This window comes from Candidatus Chloroploca sp. Khr17, from assembly GCF_004138165.1.
Classification (GTDB): domain Bacteria; phylum Chloroflexota; class Chloroflexia; order Chloroflexales; family Chloroflexaceae; genus Chloroploca.
Window position 1 is genome coordinate 1 of the sequence record NZ_RYFF01000006.1, and the last position, 19,008, is coordinate 19,008.

General features: G+C 61.0%; 12 protein-coding genes. 5 read left to right on the plus strand and 7 right to left on the minus strand.

All coding sequences use genetic code 11. The features are described 5' to 3' along the window. The first annotated feature begins 263 nt into the window (after positions 1-263). Both EKD05_RS05275 and EKD05_RS05280 read left to right on the plus strand, forming a co-directional pair. On the plus strand, positions 264-719 hold the full coding sequence (locus EKD05_RS05275; protein WP_129671397.1) for an ATP-binding protein: 456 nt from the start codon (positions 264-266) through the stop codon (positions 717-719). A 63-nt stretch (positions 720-782) separates the two neighbouring features. Continuing rightward, positions 783-1,136 (plus strand): STAS domain-containing protein, encoded by a 354-nt coding sequence (locus tag EKD05_RS05280; protein ID WP_129671532.1) that lies wholly within the window; start codon positions 783-785, stop codon positions 1,134-1,136. A 64-nt stretch (positions 1,137-1,200) separates the two neighbouring features. Here EKD05_RS05280 and EKD05_RS05285 read toward each other — a convergent pair whose 3' ends face one another. Together EKD05_RS05285 and EKD05_RS05290 are read right to left on the minus strand one after the other, a co-directional pair. Then, positions 1,201-2,208, minus strand: coding sequence for a bifunctional heptose 7-phosphate kinase/heptose 1-phosphate adenyltransferase (locus EKD05_RS05285; protein ID WP_129671398.1), 1,008 nt, complete (start codon positions 2,206-2,208; stop codon positions 1,201-1,203). A 336-nt stretch (positions 2,209-2,544) separates the two neighbouring features. Beyond that, positions 2,545-3,753, minus strand: coding sequence for a pyridoxal phosphate-dependent aminotransferase (locus tag EKD05_RS05290; protein WP_129671399.1), 1,209 nt, complete (start codon positions 3,751-3,753; stop codon positions 2,545-2,547). 159 nt (positions 3,754-3,912) lie between these two features. On the opposite strand from EKD05_RS05290, the gene EKD05_RS05295 reads away from it, so the two are divergent. After that, positions 3,913-6,087 carry an ATP-dependent RecD-like DNA helicase gene (locus EKD05_RS05295; RefSeq protein WP_129671400.1) on the plus strand — a complete coding sequence of 725 codons (2,175 nt, stop codon included), beginning with the start codon at positions 3,913-3,915 and terminating at the stop codon, positions 6,085-6,087. A 283-nt stretch (positions 6,088-6,370) separates the two neighbouring features. Here the strand turns inward: EKD05_RS05295 and EKD05_RS05300 are convergent, their stop codons facing one another. Beyond that, the gene (locus EKD05_RS05300; RefSeq protein ID WP_129671401.1) at positions 6,371-7,003 is read right to left on the minus strand and encodes a DUF4351 domain-containing protein; all 633 of its coding nucleotides are present in this window, start codon (positions 7,001-7,003) and stop codon (positions 6,371-6,373) included. Between the two features lie 584 nt (positions 7,004-7,587). Here EKD05_RS05300 and EKD05_RS05310 point away from each other — a divergent pair. Next, positions 7,588-7,890: a hypothetical protein gene (locus tag EKD05_RS05310; protein WP_129671403.1), complete on the plus strand. Its 303-nt coding sequence runs from the start codon at positions 7,588-7,590 to the stop codon at positions 7,888-7,890. Positions 7,891-7,946: 56 nt separating this feature from the next. Continuing rightward, complete coding sequence (locus EKD05_RS05315; RefSeq protein ID WP_129671404.1) at positions 7,947-10,739, plus strand: DNA methyltransferase; 2,793 nt, start codon at positions 7,947-7,949, stop codon at positions 10,737-10,739. 247 nt (positions 10,740-10,986) lie between these two features. On the opposite strand, the gene EKD05_RS05320 is transcribed toward EKD05_RS05315, so the two are convergent. The 4 genes from EKD05_RS05320 to EKD05_RS05335 form a co-directional block, all read right to left on the minus strand. Continuing rightward, the gene (locus EKD05_RS05320; RefSeq protein ID WP_129671405.1) at positions 10,987-11,952 is read right to left on the minus strand and encodes a DUF4351 domain-containing protein; all 966 of its coding nucleotides are present in this window, start codon (positions 11,950-11,952) and stop codon (positions 10,987-10,989) included. 1,110 nt (positions 11,953-13,062) lie between these two features. Then, positions 13,063-13,434, minus strand: a complete 372-nt coding sequence (locus EKD05_RS05325; protein ID WP_129671406.1) for a four helix bundle protein — start codon at positions 13,432-13,434, stop codon at positions 13,063-13,065. After that, entirely contained in the window at positions 13,431-14,504 is a 1,074-nt protein-coding gene (locus EKD05_RS05330) for a reverse transcriptase domain-containing protein (protein WP_165360597.1), read from the minus strand. The genes EKD05_RS05325 and EKD05_RS05330 overlap by 4 nt, the downstream gene beginning before the upstream one ends. A 140-nt stretch (positions 14,505-14,644) precedes the next feature. After that, positions 14,645-18,097, minus strand: coding sequence for an SUMF1/EgtB/PvdO family nonheme iron enzyme (locus tag EKD05_RS05335; RefSeq protein WP_165360598.1), 3,453 nt, complete (start codon positions 18,095-18,097; stop codon positions 14,645-14,647). Between the last annotated feature and the right edge of the window lie 911 nt (positions 18,098-19,008).

Here is a 19,008-nt window from a genome sequence, read left to right on the forward strand (position 1 = left end):
GGAAAGGTGCTGGCACGCACCCAGGGGCCGGTTACCGTGTTGGAACGGCCCGCTCAAAAAAGTGACACCTGGTGAGGGTATAGCCCTCTGATCAGAGGCATGCCATATTGCGGAAGTATCCGCGATCATGTTATGATGCTTCCAGTGACAAAGGTCTGGTTGTTCTTGCATCAGGCAGTGGAACATAGCGTACCCTGCGCGTAGCCGTCGGCGAAGCGAAGGGTTTTATGTTGTACGCATACTCAGTACACAGGTGCCGGAAAATGAACCAACATGGCCCACAACCTGATGCCCATGAACGTATCATTGAATTGCGCTTGCCTAGTAAACTGGGCTATGAGCGCGTCGCGATGGACATGGCCTCTTCTGTGGCTCGGCGCATGGGTTTTGCGTCCGAACGCATTGACTCACTCAAGACGGCGATTAGCGAGGCGGTCACGAACGCAATTGAGCACGGTAATGAGTATGATGCCGCAGTCAAGGTGGTGGTGCTGTTGACGGCCCGTGATGATGAGTTGATCGTCAGCGTTGCCGACCAGGGCCGCAAACCGCTCGACCAGAAGTGTATGGGCGCAACGCCGTCGATTGAAGACGCCCTCCAACGCGATGATAAGGGTGGGTGGGGCATCTGGTTGATCCGTGAGTTGATGGACGAAGTTGAGTTTACGACGGCACCGAGCGGGGGCAATCAGATCCGCATGGTGATCCATCTCGAATGAGCGCGCAACGCTTAGGTGTGATGATAGTTGAGCTAACTGACCTGCCTGGGAGGAACTGGCATGATGCTTGAAGACGAGTTGACGGTGAGCACCCGTGAACGTGACGGGGTCGCCATCATCGATCTCGTTGGTGATGTAACAACTTTCGCCGAAGAGAAGATCAATAGTGCGTATCGTGAGGTCACGAGGCGCAATGCGCAGCATATCTTGCTCAATTTTCGCCAGAATGACTATATCAATAGCGCCGGGATTGCGATTTTGATTGGCATCGTAACTGAGGTGAATCGCCACCAGCAAAAACTGGCGGTGAGTGGGCTCTCGCCTCACTTCCAGAAGATCTTTCGGATGGTTGGCCTCGCGCAGTATGCCGAGATCTATGCTGATGAAGAGAAGGCGCTTGAGGGCTTTCGCCAGTAGCAAGCACGGTGCTGTTCATGAAAGAGACCTGCAAAGCTGGCCTCTTTCGTGAACAGCATAAGGATCATGCAGCGCTGCCAAGCGCATTGCGTAGCTCGTCAGGCGTGACTACAGCATTGCCATACCGTCGCACAACCAGTGCTGCGGCGGTATTCGCAAGCTGGGCCAGCGCAAGAGGAGCGTAGCCTGCGCTCAAGGCGAGGGTCGCTACGGCAATAAACGTGTCGCCCGCACCGGTTGTGTCGTAAACTTCGCTGACCCGTGCGGCGGGAATGTGGTGGTACGCCAGCCCTGCCCCTTCGATCGCGAGGCCATCGGGTCCACGCGTGACAATGACGAGCTTGGCCCCTAGGCTGATGCGAAGTTGGTGGAGCCCACGCGCAAAGTCGCTTTCGGTGCCCAGGGCATAGCCAAGGGCCGCTTCAGCTTCGCGGTTGTTGCAGCGAAAGAGATCGGCCCCTTCGTAAAAGTGTGAGTTGCCCTGCGCATCAACACAAAACGTGGTGCCATGCGCCGCGCAGAGGCTGCGCACACGCCCGACGATCCTTGGCGTCAACAGACCGAGTTGGTAATCTGAGCAGATCACTGCATCATGGTGCGGGATCGCTTGCTCGAGCAGGGCAAGCACTTGTGCCTCTTCTTCGGCGTGCAAGGGGGTGCGATCAAGTCGATCAAGGCGGGCAATCTGTTGTGGCAAGCGTGGCGCTTCGTCGGCGAGGATGCGGGTTTTGCGGGTCGTTGGCCGTGTCGCGCTCGTCAGCAAACCCGTTCCGTCAATTGCGTGCGCCTCGACCAGTTCGTGCAACTGCGCACCCTCTGGATCGGCCCCGATGATGCCAACGAGCATTGCCTGGCTGCCTAGGGCAACAATGTTGCGCGCCGGATTCGCGGCCCCGCCGAGGATGACCTCGCGCCGCCGCAATTCGAGCACCGGAATCGGTGCCTCCCGCGAGAGCCGCGTGGCCTTGCCATAGAGGTACTCGTCGAGGGTGAGGTCACCAAGCACGAGGATGCGATGTTCGGCCAGTCCTGGCACGAGGGTGGCAAGATCGGTGACGGCATCTTTCGTCATTGAGGGTGTGCTTTCACATCTCACGGACAAGGCTTGCGGCACACAAGGCCAACGCAGCTGGCCTTGTGTGCCGCAAGCCTTGGTCGCTCCCTAAGGCAGGTTTCAGAATCGGGCCTCTCAGCGTGACCGTTTGGAGTGCCGACTTATGGTTTTTCAGGAAATGATCCGCTAGGAAACCGATGCCGTGGGGCTGAAGCCCTCGGCTCTGGGAAGCGAAGCCCGCCTGCGCGGGCGAGACCGGATTCATTTCTGGAAGACCATCAGTCGGCTGAGCGGGAAGCCGACTGAAGTCGGCACTCCAATCACCGCAAACGGTCAAGCTCGTGTGAAACACGCCTAACTTACTGACTCACGGAAACGACGCATTCCTTCGACAATTTCTTCTTCGGATGTTGCATACGAGAGGCGGATATAGCCGGGTGCCCCAAACGACTCACCGCTCACACAGGCAATATGGGCCTGATCAAGCAGGTAGTTGTTCAGATCGTCACTCGTTGCACAGACAACCCCATTTTTCAAAGGTTTGTTGAGCAACCCGGTCACATTCGGGAAGACATAGAAGGCCCCATCGGGGACATTGCATGTCACCCCAGGGATCTCGGCGAGCAAGCCGAGGATCAGGTCGCGGCGCTTGTGGAAGGCAGCAACCATCGTCTGCACCGCCTCGTCAAGTTCGTCACTGGGGGTATACGCTTTGACCGCGGCATCCTGGGTAATCGAGGCCGTGTGGGTGCTCGTGTGGCTCTGGATATCTTTGATTGCCGTGATGATCGGTTGCGGCCCGGCAACATACCCAAAACGCCACCCCGTCATCGCATAGGCCTTGGCGGCACCATTGACGATCAGGGTGCGGTCGGCCATATCGGGGGCCACCCGCAGCCAGCGGGCATAGGGCACATAGCTGATTGCATCATAGATCTCGTCAGCAATAATGATCGCGTCGCTCTCACGCAAAACATCGGCCAGCGCAGCCAGTTCATCAGCACTATAGACAGCGCCGGTCGGATTCGAGGGCGAGTTGAGCATCACCACCCGTGTGCGTGGCGAGAGAGCCGCCCGCAATTGCGCGGGGGTTACTTTGAAGCCCGTTGCTTCGGTCGTCTGAGGGGTGATCGGCGTAGCCCCTGCCAGGCGGGCCTGCTCCACATAACTGACCCAGTACGGGGCCGGAATGATCGCCTCATCACCCTCGTCACACAGCGCCTGGAAGGCGAGATAGAGACCTTCTTTGGCCCCGGCGGTTGTCGTAATCTGGCCAAGCGCATAAGGAATTTCTTGATCAGCCGACACTCGTGCGGCAATGACCTTGCGCACCTCAAGCGTGCCGCCCGCAGGCGTATAGTGGGTGCGATTCTTATTGATCGCCTCAATCGCTGCAACCTTGATTGGCTCAGGCGTATTGAAATCAGGCTCACCGACACTGAACGAAATCACCTTGATGCCTTCGGCGCGCAACTGTTGTACCCGCGCATTCATCGCGGCCGTTGCGGAAGGCTCAAGTTGGGCCAGACGGCGGGCTAACCGATATTCGGTTTTGACACTCATCTTGTCTACTCCTGCTTGGAACACTACGTGCCCAATTTTACCATGCTTCGTGGGGCTTGCCCCACGAAGCGATTCTTTTGGTTCGTGTTGGCGGCGAAGCCGCCAACACGAACCAAAATAGCCCCAACTCTTACCTTGAAGGTGCTATATACTTAGGTTATGCAAACCCTCGAAGGCACGCTTGAGCGCATTACGTATCAGAGTGAGGAGGACGGGTATACCGTCGCTCGTCTGACGCCCACTGGGCGTTCGTATCTCGTGACGATTGTTGGCAAGCTCGCCGGGGTGCGTCCCGGCGAGACGTTGCTGCTTGAGGGTGAGTGGCAGGCGCATCGTGACCATGGCCGCCAGTTTGCCGTGGTTACCTGTCGGACGCTGATGCCAGCCACGATTGATGGAATCAGGCGCTATCTGGGCAGTGGTCTGATCAAGGGCATCGGCCCCGCAACGGCACGCCGCATCACCGAGACGTTTGGGCGCTATACGCTCGAGGTGCTTGATCGTGAGCCGGAACGCCTCGCTGAGGTGCCCGGCCTCGGGCGCAAGAAGGCTGAGTTGATCAAAATGGCCTGGCGTGAGCAGCAACGCATTAAAGAGGTGATGCTCTTTCTGCAAGAGATTGGCTTGCCTACGGGAATGGCTGTCCGTATCTATAAGCAGTACGGCGATGAGGCGATCCAGGTAGTACGCAATGAACCCTATCGCCTCGCCGATGAGGTCTATGGGATCGGGTTTTTGACCGCCGATACGATTGCGGCCTCGCTCGGCGTCGCCCACGATGATCCCCGCCGTATCGCCGCCGGGCTCCGCCATACGCTGAGTACGGCGACTGACGATGGACACACGTTTCTCGCCGCCGACGATCTGATCCGGCGGGCGACGGCGATGCTCGGTGCCGAGCAAATACTGGTTCACGAGGTGCTGACAACCCCGGCGCTCGCCCGCGATCTCGAGGTGGTTGACCCCGCCGAGCCGACAACGCCCGTCTATCTCAAGCCGCTCGCGATGGCTGAGACCGGGGTTGCTGCGGCTCTCTTGCGCCAGCAACGCGCCCCTTCACGGATGGCCGCTTTCTATCGCCAGGCGCACTGGGATCGCGTCTTTGCTCATCTCGCCGAACGCCATGATGTCGTGCTGACCCCGCGGCAGCAAGAGGCAGTGCAGATGGCCCTGACCACCAAGGTGAGCATTCTGACGGGCGGGCCGGGTACGGGCAAGACGACGACGCTGCGTACGGTTGTCCGTCTCGCACAGGCCCGTGGCTATCGCGTGCTGCTTGCTTCGCCAACTGGCCGTGCCGCCCGCCGTCTCAGCGAGACGACAGGTGCCGAGGCAAAGACGATCCATCGGCTGCTTGAGTATGCGCCCGGTGGGGGCGGTTCCTTCCGCCGTTGCGCCGATTGGCCGCTCGAGTGTGACCTGCTCGTGGTTGATGAGGTGAGCATGCTCGATATTTTGCTGACCAACCATCTGCTCAAGGCGCTCCCTGCCCATGCCCACCTGTTGCTTGTTGGCGATGCGGATCAACTGCCGAGCGTTGGACCGGGGCGGGTATTGCGCGACCTGCTCGCGAGCCAGGCGGTTGCAAGCGTTCATCTCGATACGATCTTTCGTCAGGCCGCAGGCAGCGGGATCGCCTTCAATGCCCAGCGCATCAATCACGGCGAAATCCCGCAACTCAAGGGGCTTGACGATTTCTTCTTCTTCGCCGCACCTTCGCCTGAAGCCTGTGCCACACGGGTGGTGGAACTGGTGACCGAGCGCATCCCTGCCCGCTTTGGCCTCGATCCGCGCCGCGATATCCAGGTGCTCGCACCAACCCACAAAGGTGCCGCTGGTGTCACCGAACTCAACCGGCGGCTCCAGGCGGCCCTCAACCCACCCGCGCCCGACCGCCCTGAAAAAAGCTTTGGGGCCACGATCTTTCGGCTCGGTGACCGGGTGATCCAGCAGCGCAACAACTACGAACTCGATGTCTACAATGGCGACATCGGCACGATTGCTGCCTTCGACCAGGCTGAACAACTGATCCGCGTGCAGTTTGAAGATGGCCGTGTCGTCGCCTACGATGGCAGCCTGCTCGATGAACTAGCGCTCGCCTATGCGCTCAGCGTCCACAAGAGCCAAGGTGGCGAATATCCGGTGGTTGTGCTGCCGTTCCTAATGCAGCACCGCAGCATGCTCCAACGCAACCTGCTCTACACCGGCGTGACCAGGGCGCGTCAACTTGCCATCATCGTCGGCGACCAGCGTGCCATTATCACCGCCGTCACCGACGAACGCACCCAGGAACGCAACAGCGGCCTGAGCGACAGGCTCATCGCGTTGCCATAAGACCAATATTGTTGCGCAGGGCGCATGGTCGCTAGTAGTGTGTGAAGTAAGTTGTCTGGTGTCCTCAGCCGTCCACGAATTGGGGCCACGAATGAACGAAGAGCGTATGGAGCAGCCCGTATTCGTTTCTTCGTTCTCAGCATTTGTGGTCGGCGGCGCTACCGGGAAATGTAGTTGACAGACTAGTCACCCTGAGTGGCGCAAGGGGGCGGCCATGCCGGAGGGAAGACGCTTCGCTTGGCGCCGCATGACCATCATGCGCTACCATCAACGGTCATTGGCCTTATGCCGACGGGCATGTATCGGCCAACCAGGCCTGGAGATCATCCAGACTCGTGAAATCGAGCAACGTCTCGCTCAAATCCAGAAGGTGTTCGGGGCTCAGAGCGAGCACGTGATGCTGCACCGACTCCGGCAATGGGCCGCACCGCCGCGTCAGTTGGCGCAGCACGACTTCCTGGAGCGTCTGGTGACGTCCTTGCTCGACCCCCTCGGCGAACGCAAGCTCCTCAATACTGGTCACAAACGTGTCCATCTGGGTCTCCTCCTGTTCAATCAGGCGCATTGTAGCACGAACCGTCGCGTGCATGCTGGGGTTGAGGCGCAGCATCTGATCGAGCACACGATAGAGTCGGCGCATATCGGCGGCCCCGTAGCCGTTGCGGAAGAAGGCGCGAAAGCGGGCCAATTTGCGCCGCAGCCGCTCCGCAGGTTGCCCCCGGGTGGCCTGCGCGTCGCGGTGGATCAAAATGACCATCGCGATCGGATTGCGGCTGGCTTCGAGCATCGCCAAGTCAAGGTCGAGCAGTTTGACCGTGGGAAAGTCGAGCCGCACCACGCACCCGGCCTCGGCGTAGCCAAACGAGCGCGGGTGCCACCCCGGTTGGTCGTCGCTCAAGACGGCGAGGCTAATCACGGGGCGGCGTTCGCGGACAAAGATCTGGGCGTTCCTCGGGCAAAACGGATGTTGCTGGTTCTACCGCACGAGGGGGGCGAAAGATACGGGGGCACGCGAAGACGCGAAGACGCGAAGAGGGATTGACGCAAAGGCGCAAAGGCGCATGTAGGGGCACGGCTTGCCCGTGCCCCTCGCCCGTGCCCCTCGCCCGTGCCCCTCGCCCGTGCCCCTCGCCCGTGCCCCGCCCGTTGCACGAACGCCCCTGTCTGATGCTGCGCCCCCGGTGATGCCACCCGTGCCCGATGACACGCGATCGCGGTGCGATGGCCGGCTGTAGGGGCGCAGCAGCCCATGGCCCGCCCGTTACCCAAACGCCCCTGCCATCGCTGCTGCGCCCCCGGTGATGCCACCCGTGCCCGATGACACGCGATCGCGGTGCGATGGCCGGATGTAGGGGCGCAGCAGCCCATGGCCCGCCCGTTGCGCAAACGCCCCTGTCATCGCTGCTGCGCCCACCGGCCCCCGGTGACGCATCCCGCGCCTAATGGCAGGCCGATCGCGGCGAAATGGCCGATCCCGCACCCACGGCAGGGCGGACACGGGTGAATCATCGCGATGGGGCTGATCCCGCACCCACGGCAGGGCGGGCACGGGTGAATCATCGCGATGGGGCCGATCCCGCACCCACGGCAGGGCGCAGCAGCGAACAGAGGTCGTCGTGGTTGACAGGGGCGCATGGGCTGCTGCGCCCCTACATGTGCGTAACACGGGGATGGATCACGGCGATGGGACGGATGCGTACGCGGGGTGGGGATCATGTCCGGGGGCACGGCGGCGGGGCAGGGCAGGGCACGGCGGCGCCGTGCCCCTACATTGCGGTCTTGTATGCCTTGCAATTGCTCTGATTCTGGGTATACTCTTTGATCAGGATTACGCTTATTTTCAACCTTCGGTTTTCTTTATGGCACAACTCTCGCCTCATGCTTTTGTCGCTAAGTGGCGTTCGGTAACGGTTAAGGAGCGTAGTGGTTACCAGGAACATTTCCTTGACCTCTGTCATCTGGTCGGCCATCCCACTCCTCTGGAGGATGATCCGGTCGGGACGCGCTATGCCTTTGAGGCTGGTGCTGGCAAGCAGCAGGGCGGCCAGGGTTGGGCTGATGTCTGGAAGCGGGGCTTCTTTGCCTGGGAGTACAAGGGCAAGCATGCCAATCTGGATCGTGCGTATCAGCAATTGTTGCAGTACCGCGAGAGTTTGCAGAATCCGCCGTTGCTTGTTGTCTCTGATATGGCGACGATCCAGATCCATACGAATTTCACCAATACGGTGAAGCAGTTGACGGTGTTGACGCTGGATGATTTGCTGACGCCCGATGGGTTGCAGCGGCTGCGCGATCTCTTCTGGCATCCGGATGCATTTCGCGCTACGCAAACAACTGAATTGGTGACCCAGGAGGCGGCTCGTGAGTTTGCGCAATTGGCGACATTGCAACGACGCTATGGACACGATCCGCAGCGTACGGCCCATTTCTTGATCCGGCTGCTCTTCTGTCTGTTCGCTGAAGATAGCGGTCTCTTGCCGAACCAGGTCTTTGCCAAGCTGATCAAGGCGACGCGCAGCCGTGCGCCGCTCTTTACCGAGCAATTGGGGCAACTCTTCGCGGCGATGAACTGCGGGGGCTTTTTTGCGATGGAGGACATCCCGCATTTCGATGGTCGCCTCTTTGATAATGCCGAGGTGCTTCCGCTCGATAGCGAGAGTATGGCGATCCTCCAGCGCGTGAGCGAGCTCGACTGGTCAAGCATTGAGCCTTCGATTCTCGGCACGCTCTTTGAGCGTTCGCTTGACCCTGCCAAGCGTAGTCAGTTAGGGGCGCACTATACCAGTCGTGATGACATCCTGCTGATCATCGAGCCGGTGCTGATGGCGCCGCTGCGTCGTCGCTGGGCAGCGGTGGCGCAGCAGGCCCGCGAGCTGGCCGTGCAGCGCGATGCCGCCAGGGGCGCTCAGGCCAAACGCTTGCAGCATGAACTACAGGCGTTGTTGCAAGGCTTTGCTGGCGAAATTGCCGCCACGCGGGTGCTTGACCCGGCCTGTGGCTCGGGCAACTTTCTCTTCGTCGCGCTCAAACAGATGCTCGACCTGGAAAAAGAGGTCATCAGTTTGGCCCAGGATCTCGCCGCTGGTGGCTTTTTTCCTAGTGTCTCACCAGAGCAACTCTATGGCATCGAAATCAACGAATATGCCCACGAACTCGCTCAGGTCACCGTCTGGATCGGCTATATCCAGTGGCTGCGCGATAACGGCTTTGGGCAACCCGCCGAGCCGATCCTGAAACCGCTGGATACGATCCAACGCATGGATGCCATTCTTGCCTATGACGAGACCGGCCAGCCTGTTGAACCAGCCTGGCCCGCTGCCGACGTGATTGTCGGCAATCCGCCTTTTTTGGGGGGCAATAAGGTTCGCAAAGAACTCGGAGATGCGCAGATTGAGGCTATCTTCAAGCTCTACGAGGGACGAGTGCCAGCTTTTGCCGATTTAGTCTGTTACTGGTTTGAGCGAGCACGCGCACTGATTGAGCAGGGCCAGCTTCAACGCGCAGGTTTGCTTGCGACGCAGGGAATTCGCGGTGGAGTTAATCGAAAAGTATTAGAACGAATCAAGGAGAGTGGCAACATTTTTATGGCCTGGAGTGACCGCAAGTGGTATCAGGAGGGTGCGGCTGTCCAAGTTTCCATGGTTGGTTTTGATGATGGCAAAGAGACCGAGCGTGCGCTGGATGGGATGAAGGTCAGTGCTATCAACGCTGATCTCACATCATCGGTCAACCTTACTACGATCAAAAATCTTCGTGAAAATCATGGTATATGCTTCATGGGGCCATCGGCAAAAGCCCCCTTTGATATTGACGCTGATACCGCTGTTCACATGCTCAGCGCACCACTTAATCCAAACGGACGCCCCAATAGTGATGTCATCCGCCCTGTCGCTAGTGCGATCGATCTGGTGCAACGTCATCGAGGCAAATGGACAATTGATTTTGGTCTGCTATCACAAGACGAAGCGGCGCTCTACGAAGCACCTTTTGAGTACGTGCGAACGCACGTCTATCCAGTGCGTATGGATGCAAGCCGTATAAAGTATGCAGGTAATTGGTGGCAGTATGCAAGGCCAAGGGTTGAGATGCGTGAAGCGTTAAAGAAACATACCCGTTACATTGCCACCCCAGGCGTAGCTAAACATCGGCTTTTCGTGTGGGTTCAGCCCGAGGTGCTGTGCAACCAGGGCACGCTTGTTTTTGCGCGTTCTGACGACTACTTTTTTGGCGTTTTACACTCCAGGGTGCATGAATTGTGGGCCAGGCGAACTGGTACCCAGCTCCGCGAAGCAGAAAGCGGCTTTCGCTACACCCCCACCACCACCTTCGAAACCTTCCCCTTGCCGTGGCCGCCAGGCCAAGAGCCCGAGGGCGATGTGCGCGTCGAAGCCATTGCCCGGGCCGCACGGCGGCTGGTCGAACTCCGCAACAACTGGCTCAACCCCGAGGGGGCGAGCGAAGCGGAATTAAAGCAGCGCACGCTGACGAACCTCTATAACCAGCGTCCCACATGGCTTGACAACGCGCACCGCACCCTCGACGAAGCGGTGATGTCCGCCTACGGCTGGCCGGTGGATCTGAGCGACGAAGCGATCCTGGCGCGTCTGCTGGAACTGAACCTGGAACGCGCCGGCGATCGCGGCGACGGATAGGGGCACGGCGTAGGGGCACGGCTCGCCCGTGCCCTTGCTTCCATGGGGCACAGCGGGGATCGGGGATCGGGGATCGGGCGGGGCACGGCGACGCGGCAGGGCGGCGCGGCACGGCGGCGCGGCACGGCGGCGCGGCACGACGACGCGGCACGGCGGCGCGGCACGGCGGCGCGGCACGGCGGCGCGGCACGGCGGCGCGGCACGGCATCGCCGTGCCCGTACGTTGCTGTATCCGCAGGAGACCGGCTTATGCCGACGCGCACGTACGCGCCAACCATGCCTGGAGTTCATCCATGCTGGTGAAATCGAGCAGCGTCTCGCTCAACTCCAGGAGTTGTTCGGGACTCAGGGTGAGGAGTTGATGCTGCACTGACTCCGGCACTGGGCCGCACCGCCGAATCAGTTGGCGCAGCACGACTTCCTGGAGCGTCTGGTGACGCCCTTGCTCGATGCCCTCGGCGAACGCAAGCTCCTCAATACTGGTGACAAAGGTGTCGTCCATCTGGGTCTCCTCCTGTTCAATCAGGCGCATTGTAGCACGAACCGTCGTGTGCATGCTGGGGTCGAGGCGCAGCAGTTGATCGAGCACGCGATAGAGCCGACGCATGTCGGTGGCTGCGTAGCCGTTGCGGAAGAAGGCCCGAAAACGGGCTAATTTGCGCCGGAGCCGTTCCTCGGGTTGCCCGCGGGTCGCCTGCGCGTCGCGGTGGATCAAAATGACCATCGCGATGGGGTTGTCGCTTGCTTCGAGCATCGCCACGTCAAGCTCCAAGAGTTTGACCGTGGGGAAGTCGAGCCGCACCACGCACCCGGCCTCGGCGTAGCCAAAGGAGCGCGGGTGCCACCCCGGTTGGTCGTCGCTCAAGACGGCGAGGCTGATCACGGGGCGGCGTTCGCGGACGAAGATCTGGGCGTGGTAACAGAACATGCGCTCGGCAAAGCTAGGGTCGCGCTGGGACTGGACTTCCAGGTGGATGAAGATCGTGCGTGGGGTGCCATCGTGAGCCTGCACCTGCACAAGTTTGTCGATGCGATGCTTGCCGCGATTGACATCCGGGTCGATCTGGTGCAGTTCGGTATCCCGGAAGATGACCGGTTGCTGCCAGTCCACGGTGCGCCAGACCAGCGGGAAGAGCAGTTCGAGCAACGGAGCGACGTAGTGATCGAGCGCATATTTCCACGCGCCATCAAAATCAGCCGGCGGAAGTTCCATGGGCGTTCCTCGGGCAAAACGGGTTCGTGATGTTGTACCGCACGAAAGGGGCGAAAGATACGGGGGCACGCGAAGGCGCAAAGGCGCGAAGGGGGATTGACGCAAAGGCGCGAAGGCGCAGAGGGGGCGAAAGATACGGGGGCACGCGAAGACGCGAAGACGCGAAGGGGGCTTGACGCAAAGGCGCGAAGGCGCAAAGGTTTTGATCGTGCATGGAGGGGCACGGCGGTGTCGTGTCCCGCCCGTTGCCCAAACGCCCCTGTCTGCTGCTGCGCCCCCGGCCCCCCGGTGAGGCGCACCCGCGCCCGATGACAGGCCGATCGCGACGAAATAGCCGGGCGTAGGGGCACGGCTCGCCCGTGCCCTGCCCGTTGCCCGAACGCCCCTGTCTGCTGCTGCGCCCCCGGCCCCCGTTGCCACCACCCGCGCCTAATGACAGGCCGATCGCGGCGAAATGGCCGATCCCACACCCACGGCAGGACGGACACGGGCGGATCATCGCGCTGGGGTCGATCCCGCACCCACGGCGGGGCGCAGCAGCAAATAGAGGTCGTTGTGGTTGACGCAGGGCGCATGGGCTGCTGCGCCCCTACGGGTGCGTAACGCGGGGGTGGATCACGGCGCTGGGATGGATGCGTTGCCGGGCGTAGGGGCGCAGCAGCCCATGGCCCGCCCGTTGGCCGAACGCCCCTGTAATAGCTGCTGCGCCCCCGGTCGCCCGGTGACGACACCCGCGCCTGTGATGGGGCCGATCCCTCAGCGAGGGGCAGGGCTATGTTGCATAACCCTGCCCCTCACTCACGTGCCCCATCCCGACGTTCGACCGGTTGAGGTCTACTGGCAGGGCGAAGGGCGGTTTGTCTTTGGCTGTATCGCCGTGCCATACAGCCAGGGACTGACCTGTCATTCTCCTGCCGAGGCCACACCGCCACCCGTAAGCACCGGAATCTGCTAGGCCCCGACAACTGGCAGAATGATTGGCGACCCGCAACCCGTTGTTGTTGTTGCGGTTGCGCGGGTTGTTGTTGTTGCGGTACGAAGCCCGGACGTTCCACGGCAGAAGACCCTCCTGCCGCGCCACCTGGTGGTGGGTCGGTCAGCCCCCCTATCTCAAGACCCGGAGGTCGGAGACAGCTCTTCACCACGACGGAGCCAGCCGCCTAAGAGGCGGCCAAGTTCGCTGCTGCGTCGGGCACCTTCTTCATATTGTTTGAATGAGAGCATGTGCAAATCACGGGCGAGCCGTAGCAAGAGCCGCAGCTCGGCCAGGGTGATATCCGCTTCGCGTAACAATGGCGTCGGGTTGTGGCCCTGCTTGGCTGCGGCAATGAGTTGCCGTTGCAAGAGAAAGGCAGCCTCTGGCAGGCGGCGGCCCAGGCCTGTGCGATGTTCGCGTGGCATTGCGGCGGCCAGCGGAAGCAGCCAGCGCAAGAGGTCATAGGTCTGGCTAAAGATCGGCGACTGACTGGAATGGCTTGTCATCGGTGCTGATCCTTGCCAAATGGATGCGTGCGTAACAGGCGCGAACGGAGGCGATACGTGTCAGCGTGTTTGGCGTGGGCAATCCAGCTTCGTAACGAGGCCTGGATGGAAGCAGCCGCGAGATGACCCGCCCGATACCCGCGCTGTTGTCGGCGCAAGCGGCGCACAAAGCGTTGCACACCGCTGCGGCGCAACCGCCGATGATCACGGAACAACCGATAGCCGACAAACTCGACCCCTTCGTCGGCGGCATAGAGGCGCGTTTTGACCGGGTGCAGGGTTAGCCGCAACTGGGCGGTGTGCTCGTGAAGGAGCGCAAGCGCCTGGTGCAAGGTGGGCTTGTCATCGGCAAAGACGAGCATGTCGTCACAGTAGCGGACATGCGGCAGCCGCAATTCACGTTGCAACAGTGTATCGATCGGATTAAGGTAGACATTGGCCCAGAACTGACTGGTCAGGTTGCCAATGGGCAAGCCGCGTGGACGTAGGGCCGCCAGCAGATCATCCCCTGGAAAGAGTCGGAGCGTATATTCATTGGCGAGGATGCCATCGCCGCTTGCCATAATGCGCTGGCACAAGGCGAGGGTGGGCTTGCAGGCAAGATGGCGTTCGAGCAAGCTGGAGAGGATCGCGTGGTCAATCGACGGAAAAAACTGGGCAATATCAGCTTTCAGCAGATACTTGTGGCGGCGTAGCAAGATCTGCGCCTGGTCAGCGGCACGATGGGTGCCCTTTTTGCGGCGACATGCATACGAGGCATTCGAGAAGCGTGCTTCAAAGATTGGCTCGATGACGCGCACCAGCGCGTGATGCACCACGCGATCGCGGAAGGGGGCAGCGCTGATCTTGCGCCGTTTGGGTTCGCGGATGTAAAACGAACGATAACGCCCGGGTTGGTAACGCCCGGCGAGCAACTCGCGCTCGAGTTGCAGCAGATTCGGCTCAAGATGGCGCTCGAAAGCGGCCACATCAGGGCGACGGCGCTTGCCGCGCTGGGCTGCCTCCCACGCGGCAAAGAGGTTTTCAAAGCTCGCGATCTGCGGAAAGAGGTTGTTGAAACGCTTGGGCATCGCCCGCCCCTTGCAAAAAAAATCGCGGATGCGCGCTACGCGCGGGTGGGGAAGGAACCCTTCCCCACACCCCATCCCCTGGGTACACCATCCCCCTGATTGTACCAGACAAGCACGCCTGATACTACAGCAAACAGCAATCAGGATTCAGAACCGGGCAACGGAGAATGACTGGCGACCCGCAACCCGAAGTCGAAGTTGCGGTTGCGCGGGTTGAGGTAGACGCGGTACGAAGCCCGGACGCTGTTTGCGCTACTATAAAATGCCCCGCCGCGTAATCTACGTGGTTCGTCTTGCTCTAGATAGGTCTCGCACCATTCGTCTTCGACCGCATATGGATAGCCGCGACCATAAATGGTTGCGCACCATTCATAGACATTGCCAGCCATGTCGTGAACCCCGTAGGCGCTTGTGTCGGCAGGGAAGCTGCCAACTGGTGATCGTCGGCCAAGCTCTAGCTCTCTGCTATTGCAGCGCCCGGGTTCCCAGGTATTGCCCCAGGGCCAGATGCGTCCGTCGGGGCCGCGGGCGGCTTTTTCCCATTCGGCCTCGGTGGGTAGGCGAAACTCAATGCCGACTCTGGCGGTTAACCAGCGGCAGTAGGCCACGGCTTCGAACCAGTTGACTTCGACGACAGGCAGATTGTCATCACCGGTTGCCGGCCCCTCCCATCGCTTGGTTGTGGTTGTCCGCCGGTTGTTGCGCCATGGCAGCAGGCCACCAAGTCGCTCAAGCATAGTCGTGCTGCCATGCAACCACTGCCAACCTGCGGTCGTCCAGTAGGCCCGGTTGGTATAGCCATCGTCGTTGGCAAAAACACGCCACTGCGCGACGGTGACCGGATAAGTGCCGATCCAGTAGTCAGGCAGATCCAGGCGATGTTGGGGCTTCTCATCACTGTCGGCCATGGTATCCGCATCGCTGCTGCCCATCAGGAAGGGGCCAGCGGGGATGTGGGTCATCTGCGGGCACCAGTGTTCACCACTGAAACGCGGATCGCCACCGGCAAGCGCGTACCCAGCCGCGAGGCGGGGCCGATAGTCTGGATCGTCTGTGGCAAGCGTGCCAAGCAGGGCCCGCAGGGAGGCGTCGGTTACCGCAGGCATGCGTTCTGCCTCCCGCGAAGACCGACGCTGCGCAGGTGGTCTGATGAGCTTGCGTTCGAGCATGAGTTCGATGATCCGGGCGCGTACCGGGCCGTGGATGGCAGTACGCACGAGGTGGCGTAGTTCCGCCTGCGCAGGGATCATCTGGAGTTCTTCAAGGTGGGCTAACGCAGCAGTGGCTTCGGCTTCACTCGCATCTGGTTCGGCAAAAGCGAGGGCGTGCAAGCGTGATCGCGTGGCTTCGCGTAGCTCCTCCAGGCTGCTTTTGTTCGGACGTTCCAGCAGCACCGCACCGGCGAGCAGGGTACGGTCGTGACCCGGCGCGGCGAGCACCTGGCGAAGCACCGGATTGGGATCATGGCTCGCCGCATAGAGCAGCAACACCTCGCGCCAGGCGGGACGATCCCAGCGGTTGAGGATGATCGACTGGCGGGCTTCGGTCGCTTCGGTAGCCGCAGCGCGGGCCGCCAAATACTCCTGAAACGTCAGGTGCGCAAACTCCATCCAGAGATCAGTACGACTCCCCTTCACAAAGCCCTTTTCGAGCAGCACCCCTCCCCGTTGACTAAGGTATCTGCGCCACGTATCAGCGGAACGCACCGCAGCGACCTGACGTTCTTCTTCTTTCCGGTTAGGCTCAAACCCTCCCAGATTGGGCAGCAGCAACGCAAGCTTGGCGTTGACCTCACTGCTGCGCACCATCAGATGCGCCCGCGCATCACTGCTTGTGGCACCCTGTTGAAACATCATCCACGCCAACTCACGCAGCAGATAGAGCCGATCCTGGAGGCTCAGTTCCGCTAGGCCATCCTGGGTCTCATGCACCCGACGTTTGCGCTGCTCCCAGGCACCTGCCATCAAACCAATCGCCGCTTCGTAGAGCGTATGACGCTCTTCGGGCAACTTCAGGCGTTGGCCCTGATAGTCATAATGGAGCGCAACGGTCAGCGAGAGCAAGAGCGGATTGCGACTCAGGCGGCGCAAACCAGGATTGCCGGGCAAGCGCCGAATGAGATCCTGGGCTTCGCTTTCAGGTTGCCAATCGAGGACATCGAGACTGCCACTGCCTCCCAACTTACGGCTTTCACTGGCAGCAATGGCCGCATAACGTGCATGGATAAAGCGGGCGGTCTGTTCATCATCAAGCTCATCGAGCTGGCGTTGAACAAAGCCCTCGCTATCCAATTGACCTTCATAGCCGACAAAGCGTGACGTCACCACCACTCGATTAGGCCGTTGGCGCGGGCCAGCGGGTAACGCCGCAATCAACTGGCTGAGCCAGGTGCGCATATCAATATCTCGTTGCCCATCATCATGATGTGCTCCGCCAGCCGCCCGCACCTCATCGAAGGCATCAACCAAGATAAGGCAACCACCCTGTTTGAGCCGTTCGGCAAAGAAGGGGCCATCGCACCCCGGTAACGGTTTCGCGAATAAATCGGCAAGCTTCTGCGCATAGACCTGCAACAAATCCTTGTCACTGGTTTGCAGATCCAGATCACGCATTGGAATATAGAGTGGGAACGGGCAATCAGGCCAACCGTAGAGGCTACGAACCCGCAGGGTCTGTGACCTGGTTCCCAGGCGTTCCAGGGCACAGATGACCGCAAGATGGCGCATCAAGGTTGTCTTGCCACTACCAGGATGCCCCAGTAGCAACAGCCGTGGATGTGCCCAGATCTCGGCGCCGGGCGTACCAGGATCGGCAATGCACATACTACGCCGTCGCCACCAGGTCAGCAAATCTTCCAGCACATCGTCTTTACCGACAAGCCAATTGTGTAGCCAGCGGGCGGCCATGAACCAGCCCCCCGCGCCAACGATCGCCACCGTGACCCGCCACCAATCGAGCCGCCAACCACCCCCAGGCTCGCGCAGCAACCAGGCGCACAGGGCAAGCAAAACGCCCAGCAACAGCCCCTGGGCAAGCGCCCAGAGGCCCCAATAGACAACGCGCTCGAACACCTGGCGCACCCTACCTGGTGCCTCAGCCGACCGAGGCCCCCGTAGGCGACGCCCATCGCGCAAACCCACCTGGCGCAGTACAGCTTCTTCCGCATCGACTGCAAGCTCTTCATGCGCGACTGAACTGCCTCCTGTCTGCTCTAATCCATTGGGACGATAGGGACTCAGGGACAACGGACTAAACGCCTCAATGAGACGCATATCGCTCCGCTGACCGGCTGCCAGCAAATCGGGCGTCTTGCCATAGACCAGCCGAAGTGCCTCCAAATAGTCCGCCTCTACCCGCCGCCGAGGGAAGAGCAAACGCACCTTTGCCACCAGCCAGTTGCGCACGAGAAAGAGCACGACGGCAAGCAACAGCAAAAGCAACCCGACGGCGATCAAAAAAGGCAGAAAGAATGGCTTGGCAAGTTGCGCATTCAACCAGGGCTGCACCTGAGGCAGCGCCAGCAAGATGCCAATCGTACCAACGATAGTAACAAACAAGGTGATCAGAATGTAGGTCTCTTCTTTGCGTGTCATATGATGCATCGTGAGGATAAACAGCAGCTTTCTGCCCCATACTATACCACGCCGACACAACCAGCAACATACCAGCACCAGGGTGGATGTGGGGCTGTACCGCACGAAAGGGGGAAAGATACGGGGGCACGCGAAGACGCGAAGACGCGAAGGGGGCTTGACGCAAAGGCGCGAAGGCGCAAAGGTTTTGATTGTGCATGGAGGGACACGGCGGTGTCGTGTCCCGCCCGTTGCCCGAATGCCCCTGTCTGCTGCGGCGCCCCCCGGCCCCCCGTTGCCACCACCCGCGCCTAATGGCAGGCCAATCGCGGCGAAATGGCCGGGTGTAGGGGCGCAGCAGCGCATGGCCCGCCCGTTGCCCAAACGCCCCTGTCCGCTGCGGCGCCCCCCGGCCCCCCGGTGCCACCACCCGCGCCTAATGGCAGGCCGATCGCGGCGAAATGGCCGGGTGTAGGGGCGTAGCAGCGCATGGCCCGCCCGTTGCCCAAACGCCCCTGTCATCGCTGCTGCGCCCCCCGGCCCCCCGGTGCCACCACCCGCGCCCGATGGCAGGCCAATCGCGGCGAAATGGCCGGGTGTAGGGGCGCAGCAGCGCATGGCCCGCCCGTTGCCCAAAAGCCCCTGTCATCGCTGCTGCGCCCCCGGCACCCCGGTGCCACCACCCGTGCCTGTGATGTGGTCAATTGTGTCGGGGCCGATCGCTCACCCACGGTAGGGCGCAGCAGCAAACAGAGGTCGTTGTGGTTGACGAGGGGCGCAGCAGCAAACAGGATGCGTGGTGGTTGACGAGGGGCGCATGGGCTGCTGCGCCCCTACGGGTGCGTCATGCGGGGGTGGATCACGACGCTGGGATGGGCTGCATATGCGCTGCAATGGATGCGGCACGGCGGTCGGGGCACGGCGGTCGGGGC